Genomic DNA, 23,039 nt, shown 5'->3' with positions numbered 1-23,039 from the left:
CAATCAAGCCCTTTGAAATCGCAGGTAGGATGCCTTGCGGCCTTCGCGCGTCGCCTTCGCACCATAGCGCGTCATGGTGTAGCCCGGCCACGGCGCACGCCAATCATCCGCACGCTCAGCGAGCCATGAGAAATCGCTGGAATCCCGCATGTGCCACAGCGTCCATGCAACGTAATCGTCGATATCGCAGACGAAACGGAATTCGCCCTGTGAGGTCAGCGCGCGTGCCATCGCGGCGATGGTTGCATGCTGCACAAAACGGCGCTTCCAGTGCCGCCGCTTCGGCCACGGATCGGGATGGATCAGATCGATCCGTGCCAGCGACCGTGACGGCACCCAGGCGAGCAGTTCGGCGGCATCGCCGGCGAACAGGCGGATGTTGGAGAGGTTGCGTGCTTCGATCTGCGCGAGGATTTTCGCCATGCCGTTGACGTAAGGCTCGCAACCGATGAAGCCGGTGTCGGGGAATGCCGCCGCTTCGGCAAGCAAATGCTCGCCGCCGCCGAATCCGATCTCCAGGCGCACTGCGTTCGTACCCGCGGGAAACAGCGTGGTCAGACTCGCGGGCGGGGAGGCGGTGATGTCGAGTGCAAGGCGCGGCAGCAGATCCTCGATCAGTGAGGCATGATGCGGACGCAGCTTGTGACCCTTGCGACGGCCGAAGAATGAACCGGGCTGTCGCGAAGATGCTTCATCGGAATGAGAGCTGTATCGATCATCCGGCATGGCGGAAGTAAGCCTTGAAAGATTGGGCGCAGGAGAAACCTGCGACGGTGATGCTCGCAATAAAAGGCTCTGCGCGAAAATGGAAATCGAAAAATCGCGGCAAGCCTGAGATCAGGACTGACTCTGCGTCGCGGCAATCTGCTCGACGAGATCGACGATGCTGCGCCGAAGCTTGGCATCCGTGATCTTCGTGAAGGCCCGCGTCAGCGCGAGCCCTTCGGAAGTCGCGAGAAAATCCGAGACGTAAGCGGGCGAAGGAGCCTCACCCATGCCGTCGACGCCGGTGCTGCTGGCCGGGCCGCCCTCGAACATAAAGGAGACCGGCACCTGCAGGATATCGGCGATCTGATGCAGGCGGCTCGCGCCGATACGGTTCGTGCCTTTCTCGTATTTCTGGATCTGCTGAAAGGTCAGGCCGAGTGCGTCGCCGAGTTTCTCCTGACTGAGCCCCAGCATGATGCGACGCATCCGCACGCGGCTGCCGACATATTTGTCGACCGGGTTGGGTGTTTTCGCCGACATCACAGAGTGTCCCCGAGGGAGCATGGGCAGGTCACGATGGCCCGACTAAGCTGCTTTTTCGACTTTCGTCAAATGCCGTCCTGACCCATATGGTCGCAACGACGGCCCGTCAAAAAATGGAACGCCATCTGGGCTGAGAAAACGAGCGAAATGGCGGCAGTCTCGGCGACGTTTCAATATATGAAATTAGTTGGAGATCGCCTTCAGGCTTCGCGCCGCCGCCGGATCAGCACCGCAAGGGACGCCAGCACGATCATGACAGCCAGCGGCACGTGCCGCCAGCGCGCAAAGACGGTCGGCGGCAACGCCACGGGCAAGGCGGAATCCAGAACGGCTTCCTGACCGAGCGCGAGATGGCCGACATCCCGTCCGACCGGATCGATCACGGCGGAAATTCCGGTATTGGCGCTGCGCACGATCGGCAGTCCTTCCTCAATGGCGCGCAAACGGGCCTGCTGAAGGTGCTGGTAGGGGCCTGTGCTGATTCCGAACCAGCCGTCATTGGTCAGGTTGACGATCCAGCCTGGCCGCTCGCCTGCAGGCACGATGGCATCGGAGAAGACGGCCTCGTAACAGATCAGCGGCAGCGCGCGCGGCGCGCCGGGAATCGTCATGGTGCGGCGGCGTGCGCCGGGGATGAAGCCACCCTGCACCTTGGTGATCTGCTGGAAGCCGAGTTTCTCGAGCGTGCTCTGGAGCGGCAGGTATTCGCCGAATGGAACCAGATGCAGCTTGTCGTAGATCGAGAGAATATCGCCGTCGTGATTGATGACGTAGATCGAGTTGTAGGCGCGTGTCGGTCTCACCGCGGGCGAGAGATCGGGCGCGCGCACCGCGCCAGTGATAAGCGTGGTTTGCGGTGGGAGGAAGTTCGCGATCTTCGCAAGCTCCGCCGGTTCGCGCGTCAGGAAAAACGGAAACGCTGATTCCGGCCAGATCAGGATCGTGGCGTCGCGCACGCCGCTCGTCTGCGGACCGGTGGCGCGATCCGACAGCGCCATGTATTTCGCGATCACGGCATCTTTGGCGGAGTAGTTGAACTTCACGTCCTGCTGCAGGTTCGGTTGCATCAGCCGCAGCTTCACGTCGCTCACGAATTGGGTGGGATGGCGATCGAGCCGCCATGTGCCGTAGCCCCAGGCGGCGGCCAGCAGAAGGAGCGAAAGTGCGAGCGGCAGCCAGGGCCATTTCGTGCGGGCGCGGTCGTCGATCAGGATCGCGGGACTTGCGAAGATCGCAATCGCAAGAAAGCTCATGCCCCAGATGCCGATCAGCGAGGCGGCTTGCGCCATCGCCAGCGGTTCGGCGAGCGCGTAGCCGAACAGGTTCCACGGGAATCCGGACAGGATATGCCCACGCAGCCATTCGCTGACGGTGAGGGCGACGGCCAGCGACAACACGCGCGACCAGTCCTTCGTCCAGATCAGCCGTGCCAGCGCGCAGCCCGCGGCCATGAACAGCGCGAGCAGCGCGGGCAGGCCGAGGATCGCAACCGGCAGCAGCCAGGCGAACGTGTCGGCGTCGACCAGAAACGCGTAGCCGATCCAGTACAGACCGGCGACGAAATAACCGAGACCAAACCACCATCCCGCGATGGCGGCACTGATCACTCCGCGGCGGCCGGGGCCGGTACCGTCGATCAGCCAAACCAGCACCGGGAAAGTGATGAACAGAACGGGCCATGCATTGAATGGTGCCATCGCCAGCGCGGAGAGCGCGCCCGAAAACAATGCAATCGCTATGCGCCGCCAGCCCCAACTCAGGATGGTTGCGCGCGCGGGTGAGTGCAGGGCGCTGGCGGTGATGCTCATGTCCCTGTCTCTCCACCCGGCGGTGGTTTGGGTGCCGCTGTCTCCGTGGATGCATCGCGTCGGCGTCCGTCGCGGGGTGGCCGGCCACTTGCTTCTTCCTTGCGTCGGCCGATGCGCACGCGCTTGACGCGGCGCGGATCGGCGTCGAGCACCTCGATCTCGAATTCGCCCGGGCCGGGAATGATTTCGCCGCGCACCGGGAAGCGTCCGACCTGATTGACGATATAGCCGCCTAGCGTATCAACGTCCTCGCCGGCTTCGCCGGTGTTGAACGTATCGCCGACCACGGATTGCACATCCTCGAGGCTCGCGCGCCCGTCGGCGATGAAGGAATTGTCGGCCTGCCGCACCACGGAGGGCGCTTCGTCGCTGTCGTGTTCGTCGTCGATCTCGCCGACAATCTGCTCGACGATGTCTTCGATCGAGACAAGACCGTCGGTGCCGCCATATTCGTCGACCACCAGCGCGAGGTGGATGCGTGTCGCCTGCATCTGCGCCAGCAGGTCGATCGCGGGCATCGACGGCGGCACGTACAAAAGCTCGCGCATGATCGTCGTGTCCGCGAGGGGAACGGCGAGATTGACAGATTTCAGGTCGAGACCCGCGGGAAAGGGCTTCTTGCGCTTGGCGTTGACCTCGGGATCGACCTTGGCCTTCGAGGTGATGAAGGCGACGAGGTCGCGGATGTGGACGATGCCCTCGGGCTCGTCGAGCGTATCGTTGTAGACAACAAGACGCGAATGACCGGCGCTTTCGAACAGCGACATCAATTCGGCAAGTGAGATATCACGGCGCACGGCGACGATGTCGGCGCGCGGCACCATGACGTCGGCGATGCGGCGGTCGTGCAGCGCCAGGATGTTGCGCAGCATGGTGCGCTCGACCGTGGTGAAGCTCGTTTCGTCGTCGGGTGCGGTGGCGTCGAGCACGACCTGGATATCGGCGCGCGCGGAGCCCGCCTTCCAGCCGAACAGCGAACGGATCGCGCGCGCGAGCCAGGATTCTGCGGCCGGCCGCAGCACTTCGCCCTGCTGCACCGGAACGGGCAGCGAGGTGTTCGAAGGAGCGGGTGGGACCGCGTTATCGTCGGAATCCGGGGACACTTTATTTCGCCTGATCGCTGGTGAGATAGGGGTCGGCGATGCCGAGCTTCGCCAGAATATCCCGCTCCAGCCCCTCCATCTCCTCGGCCTCGTCATCGTTGAGGTGGTCGTAGCCGAGCAGGTGGAGGAAGCCATGAATGGCGAGATGACTCAAATGATTTTGGAACGGCTTGCCTTCCGCTTCCGCCTCGTTGCGCGTTGTTTCATAGGCGATGGCAATGTCGCCCAGCATCAGCGGCTGCGGCGTCGCACCGGGCGGCTGGGCGGCGGGAAAGGAGAGCACATTGGTCGGCTTGTCCTGCCCGCGCCATTCCCGGTTGAGTTCACGAATGCGCGCATCGTCGGTCAGCATCACCGCGACTTCGGTCTCATTCGCGGGCAGTTCGACGAACGAAGCTGCAGTCGTGATGGCGCGCTGGACGATATCTTCGGCATCGGTCTGCACCTGCCAGCAATCGGCGGCGATCAGAACATCGGCGGTAGGAGGGAGCGGCATCGTCTCAGGTGGGCTTGGCCGGAGAGGCGGGACGCGGCGCGCCTTCGTAAGCTGCAACGATGCGCGCGACCAGTTCGTGGCGGATCACGTCTTCGGCGGCGAACGTCACCTGCGCGATGCCTTCCACACCGGACAGAAGTTTTGAGGCTTCCGCGAGGCCCGACTGCTGGCCGTTCGGCAGGTCGACCTGGCTCGGGTCGCCTGTGATGATCATACGGCTGTTTTCGCCGAGGCGCGTCAGGAACATCTTCATCTGCATCGACGTGGTGTTCTGAGCCTCGTCGAGAATGATCGCGGCATTGGTGAGCGTGCGGCCGCGCATAAAGGCGAGCGGTGCGATCTCGATCTCGCCGCTTTGAAGCGCGCGCTCGACGACGCGCGCATCCATCAGGTCGTACAGTGCGTCGTAGATCGGCCTCAGATAAGGATCGACCTTCTCCCGCATGTCGCCCGGCAGGAAGCCGAGTCGCTCGCCCGCTTCCACTGCCGGTCGCGACAGGATGATGCGGTCGACTTCCTTGCGCTCGAACAATTGACAAGCCTGCGCGACCGCAAGCCAAGTCTTGCCGGTGCCCGCGGGGCCGATGCCGAACACCAGTTCGTTGCGCTTCAGTGCACGGATATAGGCGTCCTGCGCGGCGGTGCGGGCGCGCACCGGGCGCTTGCGCAGATTGATTTCCTCGAACGAGGATTTGCCGGGGCGGGACTCGAAATCGAACAGCGAGCCCTGCGCGAGAATGGCGCGGATCGCGCCTTCGACATCGCCGTGGCTGATATCGGTTGCGGCCAAAGCCTGCTTGTAGAGTGTCTCCAGCACGCGGCGCGCGGCGTCGCAGCCATCGCGTGAGCCCGCGATGGTGACGTGGTTGCCGCGCGAGTCGGCGACCACGCCGAGGCGGCGTTCGATCAGAGCAAGATGCTGGCCATATGGCCCGACCAGCGCGGAGGCCGCGCGGTTGTCGTCGAAGGCAACGACGATCTGTGTTTCCGGTGAGGAGGAAAGGTCGCGATCGGGTTTGCGGCCGGGAGCGAGTGAAGATGAATCCGCTGCGCTTTTAGGCAAAGGTTTCAGGCTCCGTTGCAGGGATCGAAGATATGCGAGGTATGTCCGCCGCATGTGTGGGCGCGAGGCGGCCCTTGAGGCTGTAGCGTTCCAGACTGTCGATGGTGACCGGCAGAACTTGACCGATGATGTCGGCGGGCGCCATCACATGTGCCGGTTGCAGATAGGGAGTACGACCGACGATCTGGCCGGGTTCACGCGCCGCGCGTTCGAACAGCACCTCGACCGTCTGGCCGACGGCAGCCCTGTTGAAGCTCGCCTGCTGGGCGTCGATCAAGGCCTGGAGCTGCGCCAGGCGCTCGTCCATCACCGCTGCTGGAACCGCCAAGGCCGTGTCCGTCTCCTGCATGTCCGCCGCCGGGGTGCCCGGGCGGGGCGAATACTTGAACGAATAGGCGCCAGCGTAGCTGATTTGTGTGACGAGTGCGAGGGTATCGGAAAAATCCTGTTCACTTTCACCTGGAAACCCGACGATGAAATCCGAGGAAAATGCAATCGCCGGGGACGCCTTGCGGAACCGCTCGATGGTGCGGATGTAATCGGCCGCAGTGTGTTTGCGGTTCATCGCCGCGAGAATCCGGTCGGAGCCGGACTGCACCGGCAGATGCACGAACGGCATCACGGCGGGAATGTCACGATGGGCTTCGATCAGCGAATCATCGACGTCACGTGGGTGGCTCGTCGAATAACGCAGCCGCGCGATCCCCGGAATGGCGGCGAGGCGATGCAGCAGGCGGCCAAGCGACCCTGTCAGCCCATCCTCGCCTTCGCCGTGATAGGCGTTGACGTTCTGACCGATCAGCGTGATTTCGCGCACGCCATTGTCGACGAGGCGCTTCACGTCATCGACGATGGCCGCGACCGGTCGCGACACTTCCATGCCGCGCGTATAGGGCACCACGCAGAAGGTACAGAATTTGTCGCAGCCTTCCTGCACGGTGACGAACGACGAGATGCCACGCGCGCGGATCGCCGCGGGCTTCGGCGCGGGCAAAGATGTGAATTTATCCTCGATCGGAAATTCGGTTTCGATCGCGGGCGCGCCGCTGCGTGCTCTGGCCAGAAGTTTTGGCAGATTATGGTAACTCTGCGGGCCGACCACGACATCGACGGTCGAGGCGCGGCGGGTGATCTCCTCGCCTTCGGCCTGCGCCACGCAGCCGGCGACAGCGATCTTCATCTCGCGCCCCTCGCGCGCAGCCTCTTCCTTCATCACCCGCAGGCGTCCGAGTTCGGAGAATACTTTCTCCGAGGCCTTCTCGCGGATGTGACAGGTGTTGAGGATGACGAGGTCGGCCTCAGTGGCGTCCGCCGTCTCCACGAATCCTTCAGGAGCCAGCGTATCCACCATGCGTTGCGCATCGTAGACGTTCATCTGGCAGCCGTAGGATTTGATGTGCAGCTTGCGCGGCGGCGTCATGAGAACCGGGTTAGTTGCGGCGATGGCGGAAGGAACAGGGCCCCTTTCGCGACAGGCGCTTCAGATATAGCGGATCGGGGACCGAATCCAGCGATCACGGGCCGCAAAAGCCGCTGAAAATCATGGAATTTCAGCTTTTATCGTCATCCAGCGGAACGCAATACAGTTCCAGGCGGTGATCCACCAGCCGGTAGCCGAGCTTGCGGGCGATCTCGGTCTGCAGCACCTCGATCTGCTCGGAGGTGAATTCGATCACCTTGCCATCGCGCAGGTTGATGAGATGGTCGTGATGGTTGTCTGGCACCTGCTCATAGCGCGCGCGGCCCTCGCGGAAGTCGTGACGTTCAATGATGCCTGCATCCTCGAACAGCTTGACGGTGCGGTACACTGTCGAAATCGAGATCTTGTCGTCGACCGTGACACAGCGCCGATAGAGTTCTTCCACGTCGGGATGGTCGGTGGATTCCGCAAGTACGCGCGCGATCACACGGCGCTGTTCGGTCATGCGCATGCCGGTCGCGGCACAGCGCGACTCGATGTCGGTCGATGTCGAAGCGGGAACGGGTTTCACAACTGGCATGGCGCTATTTTGCCATTCCGAAGCTACGACGACAAGTCGCGCCGCATCACGATGGCATTTAATTGAGCGCCACTGTCATCTTTATAGTAACGCTCACGGCGCCCGACGGTGCTGAAACCCGCCCGCGCATATAGCGCGCGCGCGGGCTGGTTGTTTTCCTCGACCTCGAGAAAAACCGTGCGAATGCCTTGCCCTGCAAGATAGCCGAGATGGGTCCGGACGAGCGGGCCGGAAAGGCCGCGGCCGCGCAGGTTGGGCGCGATCGCGACCGACAGAATTTCCGCCTCATCGGCCGCCATGCGGGAGAGGATAAAGCCCGCGACGGTGCGGCCCATGCGCAGCTTGTGTGCGAGCACGCTGCGGTCAGTGAGCAATTGCTCGAACTCGCCGACATCCCATCCGCGATGGAAGGAGGATTTGTGAAGCCGCGCCATCGCGGGCGCGTCGCGCAAATTCGTGGGCTCGACCGCCGCATTATTGTGTGACGAGAAAAGCGACAGAAATTTCGCGATAAGGCCCGCCATCAGCGTTGCGCCAGTTCGGCCTTGGTCTTGGCATCGGGCGCGCGCAGATAATACGGACGCGGCGGTGCCTCGTCCGGATCGACGCTGGCGCCGAGCCACGCCACCCATGCGATATCCGGGGCTGCCTGCCGGTCGGCCGACATGGGCGGTTCGAACTGCGACGGCCATTGCGCCGCGAGCATATCGGCGGCGTCGCCGACGATATGCGCTGCGCCGAAGCGCGCGGCGCGGAAAACCTCCTCGAGCGGTATGATGGCGGGTTTGATGAGCGTTGTGCCGTCGCCAGAAAACACCTGGGCGTAGACATGGCCGTGGCGGGCGTCAATCGCCGCGATCACCGGTGTTTCGCTTTCCTCTCCGATCAGCGGAGCGGCATAGGCGGCGAGTGTGGTGATGCCGACAACAGGACGGTTGGCGGCAAGACCCAGTCCGCGGGCCGCCGAAATGCCCACCCGCAGCCCGGTGAAGCTGCCCGGACCAACGGTGACCGCGATCCGGTCGAGCGCTGCATAGGAAAGGCCGGAGGCCGTCATCACCTCGTCGATCAGTGGCATCAGCGCTTCGGCGTGGCCGCGCTTCATCGGCAGACTCTGTCGTGCGCGAAAGGCTTCCGCTTCGGTGTCGAGCACCGCGGCGGCGCAGGATTCCAGCGCGGTATCGATGGCGAGAACGAGCATGATTGTAGGAGAAGGGTTTCGTGAAAGCTGAAATCGCAGGCGGAAAGGCCCTGCTGTTGCGCAAGCATTCGAAAAAATAAATGGCCGGGTCAAGCCCGGCCATCGTCAAATCGTCGCTCTCGCAGGTGCGAGGAGGCTTACATCGGCCTCACTTCGACAACGTCGGGCACGAAATGCTTGAGCAGGTTCTGGATGCCGTGTTTGAGCGTCGCGGTCGAGGACGGGCAGCCCGAGCACGAGCCCTTCATGTCGAGGAACACGATGCCATCCTTGAAGCCGCGGAAGGTGATATCGCCGCCATCACTGGCGACCGCCGGGCGGACGCGGGTTTCGATGATGTCCTTGATGATGCCGACCGTCTCGGCGTCGGCCTCGTTGAAGAATTCCTCGGCATGCGGACCGGCATCTGGCTGCGCACCGTCGGCAAGGATCGGCGCACCGGACATGTAGTGTTCCATGATGGTGCCGAGAATGGCGGGCTTCAGGTGCTGCCAGTCGCCGTCGTCCTTGGTGACGGTGACGAAATCGGAGCCGTAGAACACGCCGGTGACGCCGGGAATGTCGAACAGTTTCACCGCAAGCGGCGAGCGCACGGCGCTGTCGCGGCTGGTGAATTCCATCGTGCCGTTGTCGAGTACGGTGCGGCCGGGCAGGAACTTCAGCGTTGCGGGGTTGGGGGTAGCTTCGGTCTGGATAAACATGGGTGTCTCCAACACATCACCGGTTCAAGGCCGGCGCGATCGGGTTGCGATGCCTTCTCCTAACAGATGGCGCCGTAAAAAGCACGGTCAAGGCCGCAGCGCAGATATGCGGCCCTGAAATAAGGTTGATGGCAGAAGGGCTTGTGTCGCGAAAAGCGGATTATTTTGCCTGCACGAAGCCGACAATGTCCTTCACCGCCTTCATGGTCTCGGAGGCGATGGCGCGGGCGCGCTCGGCACCTTTCACCAGCACGGCATCGACATGGCCGGGGTCCTGCATCAGCCGGTTCATTTCCGCACCGATCGGGCCCAGTTTGTGCACGGACAGGTCGACCAGTGTCGATTTGAAGCCGGAGAATTGTCCGCCACCGAAGTCGCGCAACACGTCCGCCTTGGTGCGGCCGGACAGCGCGGCGTAGATGCCGACGAGATTGTCGGCTTCGGGGCGCGACTTCAGGCCTTCCTCCTCGGAGGGCAACGGCTCGGGATCGGTTTTGGCCTTGCGGATTTTCTGTGCGATGGCGTCGGCATCGTCGGTGAGGTTAATGCGCGAGTAATCCGAAGGATCGGATTTCGACATTTTCTTCGAGCCGTCGCGCAGCGACATTACGCGCGTGGCCGGGCCGGTGATCAGCGGCTCGGGTTGCGGGAAGAATTTCGCGTTGTACCCCTTCGCGGCGATAGACTCAGAAAAGTCATTGTTGAATTTCTGCGCGATGTCGCGTGCCAGTTCGAGATGCTGCTTCTGGTCCTCGCCGACCGGCACATGGGTCGCGCGATAGACGAGAATGTCCGCCGCCATCAGGTTTGGATAGGCGTAAAGGCCGACGGATGCGTTCTCGCGATCCTTGCCGGCCTTTTCCTTGAACTGGGTCATGCGGTTCAGCCAGCCGAGACGCGCGACGCAGTTCAGCACCCAGGCGAGCTCCGCATGCTCGGCCACTTGGCTCTGGTTGAACACGATGTGCTTTTCGGGGTCGATGCCGCTCGCGAGGAACGCCGACGTCACTTCGCGGATGTTGTGCGTCAGTTCGGTCGGGTTCTGCCACACGGTGATCGCGTGCAGGTCCACCACGCAATAGATGCAGTTGTGGGTCTGCTGCAGTTTGACGAAATTGACGATGGCGCCGAGATAGTTGCCGAGGTGCAGATTGCCCGTCGGCTGGACGCCTGAAAAAACCCGCTGAATCGCTGTCATGATGCCGTTCCCGTGAAAGGGCTCAAGGCCGCGAGCCGCTTCCGCCGCTCACTTGCCACGCGGGCTCCGGTCGCGCAAGTCGCCGAAAGCCTCGCCCCAGCTCACGACATCGAACAGGTCGAGCAACAGGCCGTAGAACGAAATGCCGGCCGCGATCATTCCGCCCAGGATGGTGAGGCGGGGGAAGAACGGCGCGTTCTCCGTCAGGGGGGCGACGAAATATTGCGAGGTGAAAAGCGTAAGGCCCATGATGGCGGCGCACAGCACGATGCGCGGCAGCCGCATGCGCGCGGTCTCGTCGATGGAAAAGCCGAACGAGGATGCACCGCGCCAGGTGAGGATCAGGGCGCAAATCCAGGCGCCGAGCGAGATGCTCGCGGCAATGCCGGACACGCCGAAGCGATGGCTGACCAGAAGGCCCGCAATCACCGCGCTTGCGATGCCTGCGAGCGTAGCGAGAAGCGGCGTCCGGGTGTCCTCGCGCGCGAAAAAGGCGGGGGACAGAACTTTCACCAGCACATAGGCGGGAAGCCCGAGCGCGAGCACGGACAGCGCCTCCGCGGTTGCGACGGTGTCGGTTGCGGTAAACGCTCCGTGCTGGAACAGGATGCCGATGATTGGTTCGCTCAGCAGCATCAAACCGAGCGTTGCCGGCAGCACCAGACCGAGGGCGAGTTCGACGCCGCGCGATTGCGCATGGGTGAGGGCATCATGGTCGTCGTTCTGGATCGCGTGGGTGAATTCCGGCATCAGCACGGTGCCCATGGCGACGCCGACCATGCCGAGCGGCAGTTCGATCAGGCGGTTGGCGAAATAAAGCCAGGAGACGGCGGCGGGCGCGCCGGAGGCGATAATCGCGCCTGCGACGATCAGGAATTGCGGCCCGGAATTCGCGATCATGCCGGGGACGGCCTTGCGATAGAAGGCGCGGATCTGCGGATTGAAGGAGATGCGAATGGGCGCGGCGAGGCCGCTGCGCCATGGGCGCCGCTGGATCAGCACCAGCATCTGGAAGCACCCGGCAACGCCGACCGCGCCCGCGATAATCGTCGCGGATGTTTGCGCATCGTGATGCCACAGGAGCAGCGACAGGATGATGGCGATCATCATCAGGTTGAACAGCACCGGCGAGAATGCGGTGAGCAGGAAACGCCGCTCGGCGTTGAGCACGCCCATCATCACCGTGATCGGGCCGACGAAAGCGAAGTATGGCATCATCAGCCGCGCATCGTCGATTGCGAGTTGCATGGTCTGATGTCCGATAAAGCCCGGCGCCATCACCGAGATCACGAACGGCATCAACCCAGTGAACACAACGGCAATGCCGATCAGGATCAGGCAGAGGCTTCCCATCACCTGTCCCGCGAAAGCGGTGGCCGCGATTGCGCCCTCGCTGTCGCGCAGCCGCAGATAGATCGGTACCAGCGCAGCGTTCAGCGAGCCCTCGGAGAGCGCGCGGCGCGCGACATTGATGAATTGCAGCGCGACCAGGAAAGCGTCCGCGACCGGACCCGCGCCGAGCAGCGCCGCGATCAGGGTGTCGCGGAGAAAGCCCAAGACCCGCGAGATCAGCGTTCCGGCGGAAACCGTGAGGATGTGGCGGATCATCGGCGTCTTGGAAGGGCTGTCTTGGAATGGATCGAAAGTACCGCTGCTTGCTGGCAGAGGGTTTGTCGTGATAGGTCGCGCTGGCGTTCAACCCGCTGCGAACGTCTCCGTCTTTTACCAGCTTTCGCCGGTTTCGGCCTCACTCCGCAGGATTAATCTTAATGAACAGCGCCAAATACGATGTTCTCGGCATCGGTAACGCCCTTTTCGACATTCTTGTGCGGGTGGACGACAAGTTCCTGACCGACCACGGCATGACGAAAGGTTCGATGGCGCTGATCGACGAGGCCCGCGCCGCGTCGATCTACAGCGACATGGGCCCTGCGACGGAAGTCTCCGGCGGTTCGGCGGCCAACACCATCGTCGGCGTCGCCCAGTTGGGCGCCCGCGCGGCCTATGTTGGCAAAATCAAGGACGACCAGATCGGCCAGCTCTATGCACATGACATTCGTGCTGCGGGTGTCGCGTTCGGCACGGCAGCCGCAAAGGATGGGCCTGCGACCGGCTGTTCCTACATCCTGGTCACGCCCGATGGCGAGCGCACCATGAACACCTACCTCGGTGCGGCGCAGGAACTGTCAGCGGCTGATATTGTTGAGAATGAGATCGCCGCGGCGTCGATCATCTATCTTGAAGGCTATCTGTGGGACCCGAAGGACGCCAAGGATGCTTTCGTCAAGGCGTCGCAGATCGCGCACCAGCACGGCCGCAAGGTCGCGCTGACGCTGTCGGATGCGTTCTGTGTTGGCCGTTATCGCGATGAATTCATCGCCCTGATGCGTGACAAGACGGTCGATCTGATTTTCGCCAACGAAGCGGAATTGCAGTCGCTCTATGACACGCAGGATTTTGACGCCGCGCTCGCGCAGTTGCGCAACGATGTCGCGCTCGGTGTCGTCACGCGCAGCGAGAAGGGGTGCGTCGTCGCGGCGAAGGAAGGGATCACCGCAGTCTCCGCTTTCCCCGCACGGAGCGTGGTCGACACCACCGGCGCAGGCGATCTGTTCGCCGCCGGTTTCCTGTTCGGTCTCGTTCGTGAAGCCGGCTACGAGCAGGCCGGCCGGCTCGGCGCAATGGCCGCGGCGGAAGTGATCCAGCACATCGGTGCCCGCCCGCAGACGTCGCTGAAAGAGCTGGCGCAGAAGCACGGATTGCCCATCTGACCCGGAACTTTCTATCTTCACGAACTATCTTCACGAAAGCGCGACATCCTTGAACAACGCGCGTGTGGCAACCACATTTGGAACAAATTGAACCTGCAGGCGTTGAACCGCACTAATCAATACTGAGCAGTTTTGCGTTAACTTTTCCGAGGCTGAGATGATTACCACTTGGGGCGACTGGAAGCGCTATCCGACGGCAGCGCGAGGCGACAAACTGGAAGCGCCCATTGGTCCCGGAATTTACGAAGTACGCGTGGCTACGACCGGTGCGCTGTTCGCTTTCGGTGCAGTCGATAACGTTGCCGAAGCGCTCGCGCGCGTGGCGATTCCCTCACGTTCGCTGAAATCGTTCTTCATCCGGCGTGACGCGATTGTATTGCCGGCGCTCGAGTATCGCATCTGCGCGACCGATACCAAGGAAGCCGCGAAGATCGCCGCAGAGCGGATGATTGGCCGCCGCGAAGCTTATTTGTCAGGCGCTGCGTGAGCGTCTGACGCTGGCTATGCCGCGCCGCTCAGGCCGGACTTGGTCTGCAGTCTTTTGCGCACGGCGGTTGAGGCGGCGATGACGCCTTTCTCGACAAATGCTTCGTGATTATCCTCGATGTCGTCGAGGTCGTAGCAATAATTCACCATCAGTCCGTGTGATTGCTTGAGACCCTTGGTCGAAGTGTCGCCGAGGTAATCGAGCTTCTCCAATCTTGCGCCATTGCCCAGATGGAAGCGCGCGACCGGATCGACGGCGCGGCCACGTTTGTCCTTGGCTTCCAGGAAATAGTAGGCTGCCGCAGCCAGCAGCACCGGCTTCACGCGTTCGGCGATCGCAGGGTCGTCGATCCAGCCGGGCTGGTCGAGTGCGGTCAGTGTCTCCTTGTCCGCAGCGTCAAGGGCCGCGGGACTATCCGACGCGCGCTCGCGCGCGAGCCACGCCGCGAACCCCGGCACCGGCGAAAGAGTCACGAACGTATTGAGGTTCGGCCACTCGCGCTTCAGGTCCTCGACCACCTGCTTGATGAGGAAGTTGCCGAACGAAATGCCGCCGAGGCCGCGCTGGGTGTTCGAGATCGAATAGAACACGGCAGTGGTGGCCTGTTTAGGTGCGATTGGCGTGCGGGTTTCCTCAAGCAGCGGCGCGATGGCGCCGGGAATCTCCTTCGTCAGCGCGACCTCAACGAAGATCAGTGGCTCGTCGACAAGCCGGGGATGGAAGAAGCCGTAGCAGCGCCGGTCAGGCGGTGCGAGCCGATTGCGCAAATCGTCCCAGTTCTTGATGGCGTGCACCGCTTCGTAGCGGATGATTTTTTCCAGAATGTTGGCGGGCGTCGTCCAGTCGATTCGATGCAGCACCAGAAAGCCGCGATTGAACCACGATGCGAATAGGTGGACAAAATCGTCGTCGACTACGCGCAACTGCGGATGCTCGCCGAGATAGGCCAGCAGCTCTTCCCGCATTCGCACCAGCGCGGCGGTGCCGCCGGGCGCGAGATTGAGGCGGCGGATCAACTCCTGTCGCCGCGGCTCGGCGGATTCATGCAGCGCGCTGACTGCATCCGGACTCAAGCCTTCGGCGCGCACTTTCTCGATTGCGCTTTCGATGGCTTCGCGTTCGGGACCGAACATATCGGCGAGCGCTTCGAGAAAGGCGAGGCGCTGTTCAGGCGTCGCCGCTTCATAGCCGGCCAGCAGCGCTTGTGCGAGAGCGACGCCGGTGGCTTCGCCACGCCGGGACAGCAATGTCTCGCCAAGCTCGGCGAGTTCGCCGTCGGCAAGGCGATGCGGCGATCCTTGCGTCAAACCGCGGATCAGGTCACGTCCCCGGTCGGTCAAGGTGCCGAGAAGATTAGTGAGAAAGGCGCGGTCGAATGTCAGGCTTGGCATCGGTCAGGCGTCTCCGCTCATGGGACAGTCATGAATTTTCATTCCGGCAACGGAATGAATTCGGTCTCCTCGGGGACATGCGCGAAGCGGCCCATCTTCCAGTCTTGTTTGGCCTGTTCGATGCGTTCGCGGCTCGATGAGACGAAATTCCACCAGATGTAACGCGGTCCCTCGAGCGCGGTGCCGCCGAGGAACATCATTTTTGTCGGCGTCACCGCATTGATAGTGATGCGGTCGCCGGGGCGGAAGATCAGGAGGCGCGGAGCCTCGTAGCGTTCATGCGCGATTTCCACCTCGCCCTCGACGAGATAGACCGCGCGCTCCTCGTGATCGGCATCGAGCGGTGCGTGCGATCCGGCATCGAGGCTGACCTCAGCGTAGAACCATTCGGAGGTTTGATCGACGGGTGATGTTGCGCCGAACGCCTTGCCAGCGATGATGCGCGCCTTGAGCCCGGTGTCGCTGACGAGGGGCAGGCTGGCGGCGCTGTAATGCTGGAACGACGGCGCGATCTCCTCGCGGTTCTGCGGCAGTGCGATCCAGCTCTGCAGGCCGAGCATTTTCTGCCCGTTGGCGCGGGGCACGTCCGGCGTGCGCTCGGAGTGGGCGATGCCGCGCCCGGCGGTCATCAGGTTCATCGCGCCCGGCTTGATCTCCTGAATGTTGCCCTCGCTGTCGCGGTGCATGATGGAGCCGTCGAACAGATAGGTGACGGTGGCAAGGCCAATATGCGGATGCGGCCGCACGTCCATGCCCTGACCTGCGATGAACTGCACTGGGCCGAAATGATCGAAGAAGATGAAAGGGCCGACCATCTGGCGCTTGCCGTGTGGCAGCGCGCGGCGAACGGCGAAGCCGTCGCCGAGATCGCGGGTGCGCGGCACGATGACGAGTTCGAGCGCGTCACAGGATTGCGGGTCGCCGAGGATCGGGTCGTTGGAGGGCATCCAGCTCATCGCACGTCTCCCTGTTCGGAAGTGGGATTATACATCGATCGGAACGGGCCGCGAGGGCACTGCGGTTAGACTAAAGCTTCGAGACGCTCCATCGATCATGTCGCTGACATACTTGTGACTGTGAAGCGGTACATAATGTTTACCAAGTTCCATCGACGGAAGGGCACCATGCGACCTGGCTTGATATTTCTCGGCGCTTGGGTGGGTTGGATCGCGTCATGGGTTGTCGCTGCACTCTGGAGCAGTGCGACCCTGCGCAAGCCGGTAACGCCGCTGACGTGGCTGTATCAGTCCCTGCTGCTCGCAGGCAGCGTATTGCTTTATTATCGGACGGCGCGATGGCTCGGCGCGGGGCGTCTCTATCATGTCGGTTTCGGTGGTGGCTACGCGCTGGCGGTATTGGCGATTCTTGGCTTTTGCTTCGCGTGGTGGGCGCGCATTCATCTCGGGCGCCTGTGGTCAGGATCGGTGACCTTGAAAGAAGGGCATCATGTTGTTGAAACGGGTCCATACGCCATTGTGCGCCACCCGATCTATACTGGCTTGCTGGTCGCCGTGATCGCGACGGCCATTGCGCTGGCGACGGTGCTGAGTCTGCTGTCGATTGTCTTCATCGCAGCAGGAATCTGGCTCAAGGCCCGGATCGAGGAGAATTGGCTTCGCGCCGAACTCGGTGAAGGCGAATACGACGCCTACCGCAAAAGGGTGCCGATGCTGGTGCCGTTCATGAGGCCGTAACAGGCTTTAACGTGGCCAAGGCGGGAAGTTCTGGCCGCTCGATGAGATTGCTTGACACCAGACCGGCGGCCGCGGATCGTTAGGTCTTTGCACGCTCGTCTGGGGTGGCCAAATGTTCACCGGTACGGGTTTTATTGCTTTCGTTTGCATTTTCGGGGCCAGTCTGGCGGGCCTGTTGCTCAGCAGGAAGCTTCCTAAACGCTACCTCTCTGAACCGACAAGCAAAACAGTTCATCTCGCGATGAGTGCCGTGGGTCTTATGGCGGCGCTTGTCGTCGGCTTGCTGATCGCGAACGCCAAGACCGATCTGGATAGCAGCAGAAAGGCGATCGAGCAGTTCAGTACGAATCTCAGATTGTTCGATCGCGAGGCGGTGCATTTCGGCCCGGAGGCCAAGCCGGTGCGCGACTTGCTGCGCGCCTTCACGGAAGAAAAAATTGCGCAGACATGGACGGCCTCTATGGCGGTCTCGACCGATCATTCTCGCAGCGTTGGAATGCTGAACGAAATTCAGCGCAGGCTGCGTGCCTTCACACCGGAAGACGATGTTGGCCGGGAAGCTCGCGCAAGCGGTCTGCATATGATCGACGACCTCATGCAAACCAGTCGGTTGCTGGCTCTTCAAACAAGTGCACACACGCCGCATCTCTTTCTGATCGCGGTGATATTCTGGTTGAGTGTATTGTTCTTCAGCTACGCGGTGTTCGCGCCGCCGAATGCTGTCGTGTTCGTCGCCTTTGCCGTTGCGGCATTCTCCATCGCTGCGGCCGTCAATTTGATCGTCGATATGGAGCATCCCTTCGCGGGATACATCAAGGTTTCTCCAACCCCGATGTAGGAAGCGCTAGTGGAGATGAAGCGTTGATCAGGTTGGCGTTGAGCGAGGTGTCGTGAACAAACTTTCGGGACACTCTGCAGTGCCGGCATGCCCATTCGTTATGGATTTCTTAACACTGCCGGACAGCGCCGATCAGTCGGCTCCTCGCTCTTAAGATTCATCATGCGGATGGCATGATAAAGTTTGCGAAACCATCCATGATAGCCGCCTGTCAGGCCTCTTAACTATGAAACGCGCAAATGTGTTCGACCTGAACTGGTCGAACCTCATGACTCCCTTACTGCTCATCGCGATCCGTGGCCTCAACACGGTCTCGAAATTCGCGTTGTCACTCTATACCGCGCGCTATCTCGGCCTGAGCGAACTCGGCATCTACGGGCTGCTGGTGGCCGGCACCACGATACTGCCTGCCTTTGCGGGTTTCGGTACGAATGACTGGATCGGCCGGCAAGCGGCACGCTCAACGCTTGCCCGCGTCGGTCCGCTGATGGCCACGCGGCTGGTCTTGTCGGTGGGATTCAATCTAGTTCTTCAGGCGATCGTCTATGTCGTCAACGCCGTGATGGGCGCGCCTGTGCCCTGGTCGGTTCTGATGCTATTCAGCGGCGTAGCGCTGCTTGAACATCTGTCTGATGACGCCGCCATCATGCTGACCTATCGCGGTCATGTGGTGCTGTCGAACGTGCTGTTCTTTCTTCGCGCCGGACTATGGCCGATCGGCGTGATCGCCCTCGGCCTGCTCGTGCCGTCGACTCGAACGCTGGAGATGCTGATCGCCGGCTGGCTTGCCGGCCTTGTACTGATGTGGATTGTTCTCGCGGCCTTTGTCACGCGCCGCGGCGCGTGGAGATATGTGCGGCTGGATACCCGGCTGCTCACGGAAGGCATTCCGCAGAGCGTTCCGTTCTATCTCAAGGACATGAGCGTCGCGACGAATCTCTACATCGATCGCTTTCTGGTCTCGCTTTTGCTCGGCCTCGAATTGACGGGCGTCTATACGTTCTTCTGGTCGATAGCCAATGTGATCCATAATCTTTCACTCTCCGCCATCTTCCTCCCCTATCTCTCGAATCTCGTCCGTTCCGCCCGGGAGAGCATCTCGGAATTTCGCGAGTTGCTGGCTCGGGTCGAGCTGCGCACGGCCGGCTTTGCGGTGTCTTTGGGGGTTGCCCTGATTGTCGCTTTGCCGTTTCTCATTCCCTATGTGGGGCGGCCGTTGCTGGCAGAGCATCTGTCCGTATTCTGGATCATCGTAGCCGCGACCCTGTTCCGGGTTGGCGTCGACAGCTACAATTATGTTCTGGTCGCGCTTCATCATGATCGCGCCATAGCGATCATCGCTTTGGCAGCCGTCCCGTTGTCGGCGGCCCTCTATGCCGTGCTGATTCCGCTGTTCGGTCTGGGAGGCGCGAGCCTGGCGTACTTGTTCACAGGGGTGTTGCTGATCATCCCACGGCTGGTTCTGAGCCGCCGAAGCGCGCAGACGCCAAATAGCGCGATTACGCAATCGTCAGGCTGACCGGATCATGTCCTTGAGCTGACGCGGAATGACCATCGTCGCCAGCGTTTTCGCCGCGCCGACCCAAGCGCGCCATTGCGTCACTTCAAAGTATTTCACCTGGATCATGAGACGGTCGTACAACTGGCGGCGGCGGCGGCTCTGCGAAATGCCGCCCGGCGAAATCCGGTAATGCACGAGGCATTCCGGAATGTTCGCGAGATCGAACTGCGTGCCGATCCGGCGCATCAGTTCGTAATCTTCCGCAGCGGGATAATCGGTTGAATAGAGTCCGACTTTCCTGAGCGCTTCACTCCGCATAACCGCCGATGTATGCGACAGGCCGATGTTGAAGAACATCGTGTTGCGGACATCCTTCGGGTCTGTCACGCGTGAAAACAGATGGACCGTCCGCTGCGACTGCTCGTCGAACAGCAATGTCCATGTGCCGAAGTTGCCGATTTTTTTCGTTTCCCGGACTGCGACAGCTTTGGCCTCCAGTTCGGGCGAGAAAGCGCCGGTCAGGTTTTCGTCCAGCAGGCATGTCCATGTGCCGCAGGCGCCGACACGCGGGTGGCCGCGCATGAATGCGATCTGCTTTTCGAGGCGAGTCGGAAACGAGATATCGTCGGCGTCCTGGATCGCGATGAATTCAAAACCTGCCTTGATTGCTCTGTCGATCGCAATGTTGCGGGCAGCGGCAGGCCCGACATTCTGATCGAGACGGATGATCTCGATCCGGTCTTCCAGATGCGAAAGGGCGGTCGCAGCGGGAATCCTGCTGCAATCGTCGACAACATAGATGTGACATGGTGTCGTGCCGAGCAGGATGCTTTCGACCGAAGCGACGATCGTGCTTTCCGCGTTGTAGGCGGCGACAATGACGGCGACGGATTGCATCACAGGGGTCTCGGTGGCGTTTTGGGCAGGCGTGCCCATGCCGCTTCGGGACCCCTGACTAGCAAACGGCAGTTAAAAGTTTGTGGGCGCGCGCAGACGTGCCGCCATGGGCGCGGCGTGCAGTTGCGTTAACGGACGGTTAGCCGCCGTGGCAAACCTGTTTCGTGACGCCAGCAGGTTCCAGAACGCAGGGGATCGAAAACTTACACGTCCACATTCGCGTCGAGCGAGTTGTCCTGAATGAACTCGCGGCGCGGCTCGACGACGTCGCCCATCAGCTTGGTGAAGATATCGTCGGCGGCATCCACCTCGCGGATCTTCACCTGCAGCAGCGATCGCGCGTTGGTGTCGAGCGTGGTTTCCCACAACTGGTTGGGGTTCATCTCGCCGAGGCCTTTGTAGCGCTGGTAGGCGACGCCCTTGCGGCCGGCATCGGTGACGGCTTCGAACAGGCTGACGGGGCCGTGGATCGGCGTTTCCGAGTCCTTGCGGCGAAGCACGGCGCTGCGCGGATAGACGTCCTGCAGCGCAGCCGCGAAATCGTCGAGCCTGCGCGCTTCGGCGGAAGACAGTAGCGCGTCGTCGATCATTGCTACTTCCTTCACGCCGCGCACGGTGCGTTCGAACGTGAAGCCCTGGCCTTCGGTGAACGTGCCGATCCAGCCGCGCTCGACTTCATCCGCGAGCGCATCGAGACGCTTGGCGATGTAATCCGCAGCAGCATTGGCGGTTTCGGGGCTGCCGATCACGCCGGTATTCAGCACACCCGCGATCGCGGCCTGTTCGACCACCGCGCGGTTATAGCGCGAGTGGATGTTGGCAAGCAGACCGCGAATGGTGCGGGCGTCTTCCACCAGCGTCTGCAGGTCGCGGCCTTTACGCTCCTCGCCGGTAGCGAGCTTGAGGGTGCAATCGTCGAGCCCGGTTTCGATCAGATAATCCTCGAGCGCGCGCTCGTCCTTGAGGTATTGCTCGGACTTGCCGCGCGTCACCTTGTAGAGTGGCGGCTGGGCGATATAGAGGTGCCCGCCTTCAATCAGCGACGGCATCTGGCGGAAGAAGAACGTCAAGAGCAGCGTGCGGATGTGCGCGCCGTCGACGTCGGCGTCCGTCATCACGATGATCTTGTGATAACGTAGCTTCGACAGATCGAAATCGTCGCGACCTATGCCGGTGCCGAGCGCGGTGATCAGCGTGCCGATCTGCTCGGAGGACAGCATCTTGTCGAAGCGCGCGCGCTCGACATTGAGGATCTTGCCGCGCAGCGGCAGCACGGCCTGGAATTCGCGGTTGCGGCCCTGCTTGGCGGAGCCGCCTGCGGAATCGCCCTCGACGATGAACAGTTCGGACTTCGCCGGATCGCGTTCCTGACAGTCGGCGAGCTTGCCGGGCAGGGAGGCGATATCGAGCGCGCCCTTGCGACGGGTGAGGTCGCGTGCCTTACGCGCGGCTTCGCGCGCCGCCGCCGCCTCGACCACCTTGCCGACGATGGTCCTGGCTTCGGTGGGGTGTTCTTCGAGCCAGGCAGAGAGCGAGGCGTTGATGACGTTCTCGACAACGGGCCGGACTTCGGAGGAGACGAGCTTGTCCTTGGTCTGCGAGGAGAACTTTGGGTCAGGTACCTTCACCGACAGGACAGCTGTGAGGCCTTCACGGCAATCATCGCCGGTGAGCGCGATCTTTTCCTTCTTCGCCATGCCGTCGGCATAGCCGGTGATCTGGCGTGTCAGCGCGCCGCGGAAGCCGGCGAGATGGGTGCCGCCGTCGCGCTGGGGGATGTTGTTGGTGAAGCAGAGCACGTTCTCGTGGTAGCTGTCGTTCCACCACATCGCGACTTCGACGCTGATGCCGTTCTGCTCGGCGCGCATCACGATCGGCGTATCGACCACGGCCTTCTTGTTGCGGTCGAGAAATTTTACGAAGGCCTCGACGCCGCCTTCGTAATGCAGTTCCTCGCGCCGCTCGACGGCGTGACGCTTGTCCGACAATAGAATGTTGACGCCGGAATTAAGGAAGGCGAGCTCGCGCAAGCGATGCTCCAGCGTGTCGAAATCATATTCGGTGTGGGTGAATGTCTCGGGCGAGGCGAGAAACGTGACTTCCGTGCCGCGCTTGCCATTGGCATCGCCGACCACTTCCAACGGCGCCACCGCGTCGCCGTGCTTGAACTCGATATAGTGTTCCTTGCCGTCGCGCCAGATGCGCAGTGCGAGTTTGCTCGACAGCGCATTGACGACCGAGACGCCGACGCCGTGCAAGCCGCCGGACACTTTGTAGGAGTTCTGGTCGAATTTTCCGCCGGCATGAAGCTGGGTCATGATGACCTCGGCTGCGGAAATGCCTTCGTCCTTGTGGATGCCGGTCGGAATGCCGCGACCATCGTCGTACACGGTGATCGAGCCGTCCGGATTGAGGGTCACTTCGACGCGCGTGGCATGGCCCGCGAGCGCTTCGTCGATCGCGTTGTCGACGACCTCGTAGACCATATGATGCAGGCCGGAGCCGTCATCGGTGTCACCGATGTACATGCCCGGCCGCTTGCGAACCGCGTCGAGGCCTTTCAGCACCCGAATCGATTCGGCGCCGTATTCGGCGGCCACGGATTCGGGGGTCTGCTGGCGAGCGGGTTCGGTCATGAG

Annotated in this window: 22 protein-coding genes; 5 read left to right on the top strand and 17 right to left on the bottom strand. The window is 62.0% G+C overall.

Translation table 11 applies throughout. From position 1 onward, the window contains the following. Positions 1–3: 3 nt before the first annotated feature. The 13 genes from HMPREF9697_RS12805 to murJ all read right to left on the bottom strand — a co-directional run bounded on the left by HMPREF9697_RS12805 (position 4) and on the right by murJ (position 12,429). Entirely contained in the window at positions 4–726 is a 723-nt protein-coding gene (locus tag HMPREF9697_RS12805) for a tRNA (guanine(46)-N(7))-methyltransferase TrmB (RefSeq protein WP_002717652.1), read from the bottom strand. Between the two features lie 111 nt (positions 727–837). After that, positions 838–1,248, bottom strand: coding sequence for a helix-turn-helix domain-containing protein (locus HMPREF9697_RS12800; RefSeq protein ID WP_002717651.1), 411 nt, complete (start codon positions 1,246–1,248; stop codon positions 838–840). 203 nt (positions 1,249–1,451) lie between these two features. After that, positions 1,452–3,059, bottom strand: coding sequence for an apolipoprotein N-acyltransferase (gene lnt / locus HMPREF9697_RS12795; RefSeq protein ID WP_002717650.1), 1,608 nt, complete (start codon positions 3,057–3,059; stop codon positions 1,452–1,454). Further along, a complete protein-coding gene (locus tag HMPREF9697_RS12790; RefSeq protein WP_002717649.1) occupies positions 3,056–4,162 on the bottom strand; it encodes a hemolysin family protein in 1,107 nt (368 codons plus the stop codon). Before HMPREF9697_RS12790 ends, lnt begins: the two co-directional genes overlap by 4 nt. A gap of 1 nt (position 4,163) precedes the next feature. Continuing rightward, the gene (gene ybeY, locus HMPREF9697_RS12785; RefSeq protein ID WP_002717648.1) at positions 4,164–4,658 is read right to left on the bottom strand and encodes an rRNA maturation RNase YbeY; all 495 of its coding nucleotides are present in this window, start codon (positions 4,656–4,658) and stop codon (positions 4,164–4,166) included. Positions 4,659–4,662: 4 nt separating this feature from the next. Beyond that, complete coding sequence (locus tag HMPREF9697_RS12780; RefSeq protein WP_002717647.1) at positions 4,663–5,721, bottom strand: PhoH family protein; 1,059 nt, start codon at positions 5,719–5,721, stop codon at positions 4,663–4,665. Beyond that, on the bottom strand, positions 5,714–7,141 hold the full coding sequence (gene miaB / locus HMPREF9697_RS12775) for a tRNA (N6-isopentenyl adenosine(37)-C2)-methylthiotransferase MiaB (RefSeq protein WP_002717646.1): 1,428 nt from the start codon (positions 7,139–7,141) through the stop codon (positions 5,714–5,716). The genes HMPREF9697_RS12780 and miaB overlap by 8 nt, the downstream gene beginning before the upstream one ends. Before the next feature lie 130 nt (positions 7,142–7,271). Beyond that, positions 7,272–7,721 (bottom strand): Fur family transcriptional regulator, encoded by a 450-nt coding sequence (locus HMPREF9697_RS12770; RefSeq protein WP_002717645.1) that lies wholly within the window; start codon positions 7,719–7,721, stop codon positions 7,272–7,274. A gap of 23 nt (positions 7,722–7,744) precedes the next feature. Further along, a complete protein-coding gene (rimI, locus tag HMPREF9697_RS12765; RefSeq protein WP_002717644.1) occupies positions 7,745–8,245 on the bottom strand; it encodes a ribosomal protein S18-alanine N-acetyltransferase in 501 nt (166 codons plus the stop codon). Beyond that, positions 8,245–8,922 (bottom strand): tRNA (adenosine(37)-N6)-threonylcarbamoyltransferase complex dimerization subunit type 1 TsaB, encoded by a 678-nt coding sequence (gene tsaB / locus HMPREF9697_RS12760; protein WP_002717643.1) that lies wholly within the window; start codon positions 8,920–8,922, stop codon positions 8,245–8,247. Before tsaB ends, rimI begins: the two co-directional genes overlap by 1 nt. 137 nt (positions 8,923–9,059) lie before the next feature. After that, complete coding sequence (locus HMPREF9697_RS12755; RefSeq protein WP_002717642.1) at positions 9,060–9,623, bottom strand: NifU family protein; 564 nt, start codon at positions 9,621–9,623, stop codon at positions 9,060–9,062. 160 nt (positions 9,624–9,783) lie between these two features. Then, positions 9,784–10,821: a tryptophan--tRNA ligase gene (gene trpS / locus HMPREF9697_RS12750; RefSeq protein ID WP_002717641.1), complete on the bottom strand. Its 1,038-nt coding sequence runs from the start codon at positions 10,819–10,821 to the stop codon at positions 9,784–9,786. A gap of 48 nt (positions 10,822–10,869) precedes the next feature. Continuing rightward, on the bottom strand, positions 10,870–12,429 hold the full coding sequence (gene murJ, locus HMPREF9697_RS12745; RefSeq protein ID WP_002717640.1) for a murein biosynthesis integral membrane protein MurJ: 1,560 nt from the start codon (positions 12,427–12,429) through the stop codon (positions 10,870–10,872). A gap of 161 nt (positions 12,430–12,590) precedes the next feature. Between murJ and HMPREF9697_RS12740 the strand changes: the two genes are divergently transcribed. Further along, the gene (locus HMPREF9697_RS12740; protein WP_002717639.1) at positions 12,591–13,592 is read left to right on the top strand and encodes an adenosine kinase; all 1,002 of its coding nucleotides are present in this window, start codon (positions 12,591–12,593) and stop codon (positions 13,590–13,592) included. 157 nt (positions 13,593–13,749) lie between these two features. After that, positions 13,750–14,079: a hypothetical protein gene (locus HMPREF9697_RS12735; protein WP_002717638.1), complete on the top strand. Its 330-nt coding sequence runs from the start codon at positions 13,750–13,752 to the stop codon at positions 14,077–14,079. Between the two features lie 14 nt (positions 14,080–14,093). Here HMPREF9697_RS12735 and HMPREF9697_RS12730 read toward each other — a convergent pair whose 3' ends face one another. Together HMPREF9697_RS12730 and HMPREF9697_RS12725 are read right to left on the bottom strand one after the other, a co-directional pair. Then, positions 14,094–15,470, bottom strand: coding sequence for a malonyl-CoA decarboxylase (locus HMPREF9697_RS12730; protein WP_002717637.1), 1,377 nt, complete (start codon positions 15,468–15,470; stop codon positions 14,094–14,096). A gap of 38 nt (positions 15,471–15,508) precedes the next feature. Then, entirely contained in the window at positions 15,509–16,426 is a 918-nt protein-coding gene (locus tag HMPREF9697_RS12725; protein WP_002717636.1) for a pirin family protein, read from the bottom strand. A gap of 168 nt (positions 16,427–16,594) precedes the next feature. Between HMPREF9697_RS12725 and HMPREF9697_RS12720 the strand changes: the two genes are divergently transcribed. The 3 genes from HMPREF9697_RS12720 to HMPREF9697_RS12710 all read left to right on the top strand — a co-directional run bounded on the left by HMPREF9697_RS12720 (position 16,595) and on the right by HMPREF9697_RS12710 (position 19,521). Beyond that, the gene (locus HMPREF9697_RS12720) at positions 16,595–17,164 is read left to right on the top strand and encodes a methyltransferase family protein (protein ID WP_002717635.1); all 570 of its coding nucleotides are present in this window, start codon (positions 16,595–16,597) and stop codon (positions 17,162–17,164) included. A 112-nt stretch (positions 17,165–17,276) separates the two neighbouring features. Beyond that, a complete protein-coding gene (locus tag HMPREF9697_RS12715) occupies positions 17,277–18,002 on the top strand; it encodes a bestrophin-like domain (RefSeq protein WP_002717634.1) in 726 nt (241 codons plus the stop codon). A 226-nt stretch (positions 18,003–18,228) separates the two neighbouring features. Next, on the top strand, positions 18,229–19,521 hold the full coding sequence (locus HMPREF9697_RS12710; RefSeq protein ID WP_002717633.1) for a lipopolysaccharide biosynthesis protein: 1,293 nt from the start codon (positions 18,229–18,231) through the stop codon (positions 19,519–19,521). On the opposite strand, the gene HMPREF9697_RS20170 is transcribed toward HMPREF9697_RS12710, so the two are convergent. Next, entirely contained in the window at positions 19,513–20,439 is a 927-nt protein-coding gene (locus tag HMPREF9697_RS20170) for a glycosyltransferase family 2 protein (protein WP_002717632.1), read from the bottom strand. The two genes, HMPREF9697_RS12710 and HMPREF9697_RS20170, sit on opposite strands and share 9 nt — an antisense overlap. Positions 20,440–20,603: 164 nt before the next feature. Continuing rightward, positions 20,604–23,036: a DNA topoisomerase (ATP-hydrolyzing) subunit B gene (gene gyrB, locus HMPREF9697_RS12700; RefSeq protein WP_002717631.1), complete on the bottom strand. Its 2,433-nt coding sequence runs from the start codon at positions 23,034–23,036 to the stop codon at positions 20,604–20,606. Between the last annotated feature and the right edge of the window lie 3 nt (positions 23,037–23,039).

It is taken from the genome of Afipia felis ATCC 53690 (assembly GCF_000314735.2).
GTDB lineage: Bacteria > Pseudomonadota > Alphaproteobacteria > Rhizobiales > Xanthobacteraceae > Afipia > Afipia felis.
This window is presented reverse-complemented; position numbering and strand designations above follow the sequence as displayed.

What these genes read in the sequence shown, in the direction of transcription:
- HMPREF9697_RS12805 (WP_002717652.1), bottom strand. Translation starts at nt 726, where the DNA reads ATGCCGGATGATCGATACAGCTCTCATTCCGATGAAGCATCTTCGCGA.
- HMPREF9697_RS12800 (WP_002717651.1), bottom strand. Translation starts at nt 1,248, where the DNA reads ATGTCGGCGAAAACACCCAACCCGGTCGACAAATATGTCGGCAGCCGC.
- lnt (WP_002717650.1), bottom strand. Translation starts at nt 3,059, where the DNA reads ATGAGCATCACCGCCAGCGCCCTGCACTCACCCGCGCGCGCAACCATC.
- ybeY (WP_002717648.1), bottom strand. Translation starts at nt 4,658, where the DNA reads ATGCCGCTCCCTCCTACCGCCGATGTTCTGATCGCCGCCGATTGCTGG.
- miaB (WP_002717646.1), bottom strand. Translation starts at nt 7,141, where the DNA reads ATGACGCCGCCGCGCAAGCTGCACATCAAATCCTACGGCTGCCAGATG.
- HMPREF9697_RS12770 (WP_002717645.1), bottom strand. Translation starts at nt 7,721, where the DNA reads ATGCCAGTTGTGAAACCCGTTCCCGCTTCGACATCGACCGACATCGAG.
- rimI (WP_002717644.1), bottom strand. Translation starts at nt 8,245, where the DNA reads ATGGCGGGCCTTATCGCGAAATTTCTGTCGCTTTTCTCGTCACACAAT.
- tsaB (WP_002717643.1), bottom strand. Translation starts at nt 8,922, where the DNA reads ATGCTCGTTCTCGCCATCGATACCGCGCTGGAATCCTGCGCCGCCGCG.
- HMPREF9697_RS12755 (WP_002717642.1), bottom strand. Translation starts at nt 9,623, where the DNA reads ATGTTTATCCAGACCGAAGCTACCCCCAACCCCGCAACGCTGAAGTTC.
- trpS (WP_002717641.1), bottom strand. Translation starts at nt 10,821, where the DNA reads ATGACAGCGATTCAGCGGGTTTTTTCAGGCGTCCAGCCGACGGGCAAT.
- murJ (WP_002717640.1), bottom strand. Translation starts at nt 12,429, where the DNA reads ATGATCCGCCACATCCTCACGGTTTCCGCCGGAACGCTGATCTCGCGG.
- HMPREF9697_RS12740 (WP_002717639.1), top strand. Translation starts at nt 12,591, where the DNA reads ATGAACAGCGCCAAATACGATGTTCTCGGCATCGGTAACGCCCTTTTC.
- HMPREF9697_RS12735 (WP_002717638.1), top strand. Translation starts at nt 13,750, where the DNA reads ATGATTACCACTTGGGGCGACTGGAAGCGCTATCCGACGGCAGCGCGA.
- HMPREF9697_RS12730 (WP_002717637.1), bottom strand. Translation starts at nt 15,470, where the DNA reads ATGCCAAGCCTGACATTCGACCGCGCCTTTCTCACTAATCTTCTCGGC.
- HMPREF9697_RS12725 (WP_002717636.1), bottom strand. Translation starts at nt 16,426, where the DNA reads ATGAGCTGGATGCCCTCCAACGACCCGATCCTCGGCGACCCGCAATCC.
- HMPREF9697_RS12720 (WP_002717635.1), top strand. Translation starts at nt 16,595, where the DNA reads ATGCGACCTGGCTTGATATTTCTCGGCGCTTGGGTGGGTTGGATCGCG.
- HMPREF9697_RS12715 (WP_002717634.1), top strand. Translation starts at nt 17,277, where the DNA reads ATGTTCACCGGTACGGGTTTTATTGCTTTCGTTTGCATTTTCGGGGCC.
- HMPREF9697_RS12710 (WP_002717633.1), top strand. Translation starts at nt 18,229, where the DNA reads ATGAAACGCGCAAATGTGTTCGACCTGAACTGGTCGAACCTCATGACT.
- HMPREF9697_RS20170 (WP_002717632.1), bottom strand. Translation starts at nt 20,439, where the DNA reads ATGGGCACGCCTGCCCAAAACGCCACCGAGACCCCTGTGATGCAATCC.
- gyrB (WP_002717631.1), bottom strand. Translation starts at nt 23,036, where the DNA reads ATGACCGAACCCGCTCGCCAGCAGACCCCCGAATCCGTGGCCGCCGAA.